Consider the following 5407-nt stretch of genomic DNA (forward strand, 5'->3'; position numbering starts at 1 on the left):
CGCCAAGGGCGTCCGGCAGCGCGACCGGCTGTCCGGAGCGCAGCGACTCGTAGGCGGCCAGCACGATCCGGAGGGTGCGCAGGCCCGACTCGCCGTCGGGGGACGGCCGCCGTCCGGTGCGTACGGCGTCGAGGAACTCGTCGAGCATGGCGGCGTCCAGATCCGCCCCGCCCGCCTCCCAGCGGTCGCGGCCGGTGGCGGAGTCGAATCCGCCGAGCAGCGGGGGGAAGGCGTCGAACTCCACGATCGCCTTTTCGCCGACGCAGGTCATGGCGAGCCCGCCCCAGGTCGGGTGGTCCGGCGGATGGCTCCAGCTGGCGTCCACGGCGGTGACCACTCCGCTGGGGTACCGGATGGTGACAAGACCCGCGGTCTCGACGTCCGGTGCGGGGCCGCCGTCGTCCAGGATGCTGTTCGCCTGGGCGTACACCTCCGCCGCCTGCTCGCCGTCCAGTAGGGCGTCGACCAGGTCGGCGACATGGACGGTGTGGTCGGCCAGCGCTCCGCCGCCCGCCAGTTCCGGGTCGGCGAACCAGGGGCGCGAACGGGCCGGGTTCGAACCGTTGTTGGCTCCGTGGACGCTGATCAGCCCGCCCAGCAGGCCGTCGGCCAACGCGCGGCGCAGGGCGGTGAAGGCGGGGCTGAACCGTACGGGATACGCGGTCATCAGCCCGACCCCCGCGCGTTCACAGGAGTCGATCATGGCTCGTGCGTCCGCCTCCGTCGTGGCGAGGGGCTTCTCGCACAGCACATGCGCACCGATCGCGGCGGCCCGCTCGACCAGGTGCCGGTGACGGGCGTTTTCGCTGGTGACCAGTACGGCGTCGGGGCGGAGGGCGAATATCTCCTCCCAGGTGTCGACGTAGGCGGCGCCCAGGCTTTCGGCGAGTTCCCGACCGCGGGTGGGGTCGCCCGGCGGGGCGTCGGGGTCCGCGGTGATCAGTTCGATGTCGTCGCGGTCGCGCAGCAGCCCGATGTACGTCGCGGCGTGCACATGGGCGAAGGACAGTACGGCGACTCTCACTGGTCGATTCCCCCTGTGGGTACGGTGGTTGTCTGCGGGGCGAGCGGGGTGAGTTCGACGGTTCGTCCGGTACGGGCGGACTCCGCCGCGGCCTCGGCGATGCGGACGGCCGCCACACCGTCCCGGCCGCTCACCCGTGGTTCCGGACCGCCCGCGAACGCCTCGGCGAACTCGCGGATCTGGGCGAGGTAGGGCGATTCCCCGAAGTCTCCGACGGGTATGCCGTCCGCCGGACCGCCGGTCGCGCGACCGGTGATACGCAGGTCGAGGTGGGCCTGGGAGTCGTGCTGGACGGTACCGCCGGTGCCCGACACATGGAACGTGGTGCGGAACGGCGTCGCCGGTGGCCCCCACACCCCTACGACCTGTGTGATGGTGCCTCCCGCGTGGGTGAGTACGGCGGTACCGGTCGCGACCGCCCCTTCCGGGGCCGGGGCGGTGAGATGCCCCTGGTGCCGGGCGTGGACCCGGACGACCTCGCCGAAGAGCCAGCGGGCGATGTCCATGTCGTGGATCATCTGGTCCGTCAGAATCCCGCCGGAGCGTGCCGGGTCGGCGAACCAGCCGCTCCAGGTGGGGTAGCGGCCGGTGCGGGTGAACCGGGCGACCGCCACCCGGCCCAGGCCGCCCCTGGCCACCAGGTCGCGAAGGCGGGCGTAGGCGGGGAAGAAGCGCACGACATGTCCCGGGTACAGCCGCACCCCGGCCGCTTCCGCCGCGTCGGCCATCTCGTCGGCCTCGGCCGCGCTGAGCGCCAGCGGCTTCTCGCACAGGACATGGGCGCCGGCCGCGACGGCGGCCAGCGTGATCTCCCGGTGGGTGTCGGTCGGGGTGCACACATCCACCACGGTGGACCCGGCGATCGCCTCACGCAGGGAGCCCACGGACGTCGCGCCGAACTCGCGGGCCAGGGCGGGGGCGCGGCCGTCGGGTGCGTAAAGGCGTACCCGCGCGCCGAGGGCGACCCACGCGGGCAGATGCGTGCGGGCGATGCCGCCCGCGCCGATCAGCGCGACTTCGAGTTCTGCCATGGAATTCTCCGACCTCCTGTGGGTTCCGGCCTTGTGTGTTCAGCCCTTGAGGGCGCCGCTGAGTACGCCACTGATGAAGTGCCGCTGGAAGAACAGGTAGACGAGCACCACCGGGGCGATCACGATCAGGGTGGCCGCGGCGAGCAGCGGCACGTCCACGCCGAACTGCCCGGTGAAGAAACCCAGTCCGGCAGGGGCCGTACGGCGGGCCGGGTCCTGGATCAGGATGAGCGGGAGCAGGAACTGGTTCCAGCTCCAGACGAAGTAGAGAACGCCCAACGTGGTAATCGCCGGGCGGGAGTTGGGCAGCAGGATCCGCCAGAGCGTCGCCCATGAGGAGGCGCCGTCCAGCCGTGCGGCTTCCATCAGGCTGCGCGGCATCGTCGCGAAGTGGGCGCGCATCCAGAAGACGCCGAACGGCATGAACGCGCCGATCTCCGCGAGGGCCAGCCCGGGGACGGTGTTCGTCAGACCTACGGCGCGCAGGTCGTAGTAGAGCGGGATGATGGTGCCCTCGGTGGGGATGGACAGGCCGAGCAGCAGATACGCGTAGAGCCTGCCCCGGCCGGGGACGTCCAAGGTCGCCAGCGCGTACCCGGCCAGGGTCGCGCACACCACCGCGGCCGGCACCACGCACAGCGCGATCACCACACTCGACCGCAGCAGCGTGCCGAAGCCCGCCGCGGACCAGGCGCGGGAGAAGTTCTCCAGGTGCAGCCCGTCCGGCAGGGCGAAGCCGGTCAGCGGAGCGCCCGCGGGCTGGAGTGCCGCCAGCAGGAGGGAGGCGAACGGCATGAGTACGGCGGCCATGAACAGCGCGAGGACGATGGGTGCCGCGAGCCGTCCGGTGACCGCTCTGGTCGTCAAGGTCGGGGAGGTCACGGTGCCTCCCTGGACAGCCGGTTGATCACCAGTACGGCGATCGAGATGACCACCGTCAGTACGATCGCCAGGGCGCTGGCCACCCCGACGGCGCCGCCCCCGAAGGCCAGGCGGTAGATGAGGATTCCGGGGACGACGGTGCTGTTGCCGGGGCCTCCTCCGGTGGTGATGTAGATGAGGTCGAAGCTGGACAGGGCGGCGATCACGGTGATGGACAGCGCCACGGCGAACTCCGGTCGCAGCAGCGGGACGGTGATCGCAGTGAACTCGCGTACCGGGCCCGCCCCGTCCATCCGCGCCGCCTCATAGATCTCCGGGTCGATGCGCTGCGTCCCGGACAGGAACAGCACCATGCACAGGCCCGAGACGACCCAGCTGCCGATCAGTCCGACGGCCGGCAGCGCCCAGGTGAAGCTGCCCAACCAGGCGTCGGCGAGGCCGCCCAGGCCGATCGCCCGCAGCGCCTGGTTGAGGGTGCCGTCCTCGGCGTACACCCAGCGCCAGAGGATGCCGACCGCGATCAGCGGGATGACCTGGGGCAGGAACAGCACCGTGCGGACCAGGGCGGTGCCCCGGCGCCCGGCACGCCGGGAGACGATCGCCGCCGAGACCAGTCCCAGGCAGATGGGCAGGACGGAGAAGAACAGGATCAGCGCCCCGGCATGCCAGGCGGCGGCGCGCAGTTGCGGGTCGGTGGCGATTCGGCCGTAGTTGTCGAAGCCGACGAAGGTCGGGAGGGTCACCCCGTCCCAGTCGAACAGCGAGAGATAGGCGGTGTGCAGTAGCGGCAGTACGGCGAAGAGCGTGTAGGGCAGCAGAGCCGGCAGCAGGTACAGCAACGCCACGGCCCGGCGTCGGCGGCGGCCGGACAGTGCTGTGCGGGGGCCGCCGGACCGTGTCCTGCGGGGGCGCCTGCGCGCGGTGCCGTCCGGCCCGCGCTCGGCCGGACGCGGGGCGCCGGGAGCGCGGGCGGGGTCGGTCAGTCGGTCGGCAGTGGTCATTTGTGGTAGTTCTCGAAGTCCGTCTGGAGACCGGCCAGGAACTTCTCGGCGGTGACCTTGCCTCCCGCGAGCAACTGCAGCTGGGTGGTGAGGGTGTCGCCCATCGTGGGGGAGGAGGAGTTCTGGATGAACGGCTGCAGGCCGGCGTCCTTGACGATGGCCTGCCAGCCCTTCTGGACATCGCCCAGCAGTCCGCTCTGGCTCGGCATGGCGCCCGCGTCGGGGGCCATGAAGCCCCCCTTGGCGGTGATGGCCGCGGCCTCCGCGCCGGCGGCGAACTCGAGGAACGCGGCTGCCGCGGCCGCGTTCTTCGACTTGCTGGACACGCAGTAGTACACACCGGCGCCGGTGGTGCGTACCTTCCCGCCGGAGGTGACGGGCGGCATGTTGAAGTAGCCGGCCCCGTCGCCCAGGCCCTTGGCCACCGCGGCCGCTGCCCAGTTGCCGCTGATCCGGAAGACCCCCTCGCCCTTGGCGAACGCGGCGGTGGCGTCGTTGTCGCTGACGCCGTTGACCTTGGGGGTGACGTAACCCTTGTCCACCCACCGCTTGAGCGTCTCGGCCGCCTTCTCCGCCTCCGGCAGCGCGATGGTGGCGCTCTTGTGGCCGTAGGCCCACGCCTCGCGGTCCTTCGGTGTCAGAAAGGCCGAGAGGAGCACGTTGAAGGGGTGGTTGAGACCGCCGTCGAGATTGCCGGCGACCAGCGCGGTCTCACCGGCCGCCTTGGCCTTGGCGAACAAGGCCTCCAGGTCCTCCAAGGTGGCCGGGGGGACGGTAAGGCCCAGCTTCTGCGCCTTCGCCTTGTTGTAGTAGACGCCTTCGAACGACAGGCCCGCTCCGACTCCGTACAGATCACCGGTGCCGACGGTCTTGCCGTCCGGGGTGAGGGTGATCTGGTCCAGGCCGGGGAACTTCTCCGCCCAGCCGTACGCCTTGCCGTACTCGCCGACCTTGAGCAGCAGCCGCCCGGGGACGAGGTTCTGCATGCCGGAGGTGAACTGGGCGATGTCGGGGGCGCTGTCGGCCGACATGGTGGTGTTGATGCTCTTGAGGTAGTCGTCCCAGCCCGTGTACCGGCGGTCGACGGTGATGTTGGGGTGCTTCGCGCGGAAGGCCGCGACGAGGCCCGGCGTCATGGTGGTGTCGTCGGCGTCGGCGACCACCAGCGTGATCTTCTTGTCGGCCGGTACCGCCGTGGAGACGGGGCCGGTGCTGCTCTTCTCGGACGACGAGGCACCCGGGGTCAGATCGCTGCACGCGGTGAGCGCCATGGCGCCGGCCGCGCCGGTGGCCGCGAGGAAGGTACGTCTGGACAGGGACGACGGGCTGGGGCTCATGGGGTCTCCGTAAGTTGTTGGGTGGCCCGGGAGGGCCGGATGTGGCTTATGGGGTCTTGCCTTCAGTGGCTTGCCAGGAGTGGCCGTCCGGCTCTCCGGGGCGCCCTGGCTGCTGATTGAGATGTGCGCGCT

General features: G+C 71.0%; 5 protein-coding genes. All 5 read right to left on the reverse strand.

Features of this window, described 5'->3' with window-relative positions; genetic code table 11:
* The coding region (locus tag ACTWQR_RS55215) for a Gfo/Idh/MocA family protein (RefSeq protein WP_443234925.1) at positions 1-1024 on the reverse strand (1024 nt) is incomplete at its 3' end.
* Entirely contained in the window at positions 1021-2055 is a 1035-nt protein-coding gene (locus tag ACTWQR_RS55220; RefSeq protein WP_443234926.1) for a Gfo/Idh/MocA family protein, read from the reverse strand. The genes ACTWQR_RS55220 and ACTWQR_RS55215, both read right to left, overlap by 4 nt.
* Before the next feature lie 39 nt (positions 2056-2094).
* Complete coding sequence (locus ACTWQR_RS55225) at positions 2095-2937, reverse strand: carbohydrate ABC transporter permease (RefSeq protein ID WP_443234927.1); 843 nt, start codon at positions 2935-2937, stop codon at positions 2095-2097.
* Positions 2934-3938 (reverse strand): carbohydrate ABC transporter permease, encoded by a 1005-nt coding sequence (locus ACTWQR_RS55230; RefSeq protein WP_443234928.1) that lies wholly within the window; start codon positions 3936-3938, stop codon positions 2934-2936. The genes ACTWQR_RS55225 and ACTWQR_RS55230 overlap by 4 nt, the downstream gene beginning before the upstream one ends.
* Entirely contained in the window at positions 3935-5275 is a 1341-nt protein-coding gene (locus ACTWQR_RS55235) for an ABC transporter substrate-binding protein (RefSeq protein WP_443234929.1), read from the reverse strand. The genes ACTWQR_RS55230 and ACTWQR_RS55235 overlap by 4 nt, the downstream gene beginning before the upstream one ends.
* Positions 5276-5407 lie beyond the last annotated feature (132 nt).

This window comes from Streptomyces sp. 2A115, assembly GCF_052245575.1.
Taxonomy (GTDB): domain Bacteria; phylum Actinomycetota; class Actinomycetes; order Streptomycetales; family Streptomycetaceae; genus Streptomyces.

Excerpts from the sequence above, each read along its gene's own strand:
- ACTWQR_RS55220 (WP_443234926.1), bottom strand. The coding sequence starts at position 2,055 with ATGGCAGAACTCGAAGTCGCGCTGATCGGCGCGGGCGGCATCGCCCGC.
- ACTWQR_RS55230 (WP_443234928.1), bottom strand. The coding sequence starts at position 3,938 with ATGACCACTGCCGACCGACTGACCGACCCCGCCCGCGCTCCCGGCGCC.
- ACTWQR_RS55235 (WP_443234929.1), bottom strand. The coding sequence starts at position 5,275 with ATGAGCCCCAGCCCGTCGTCCCTGTCCAGACGTACCTTCCTCGCGGCC.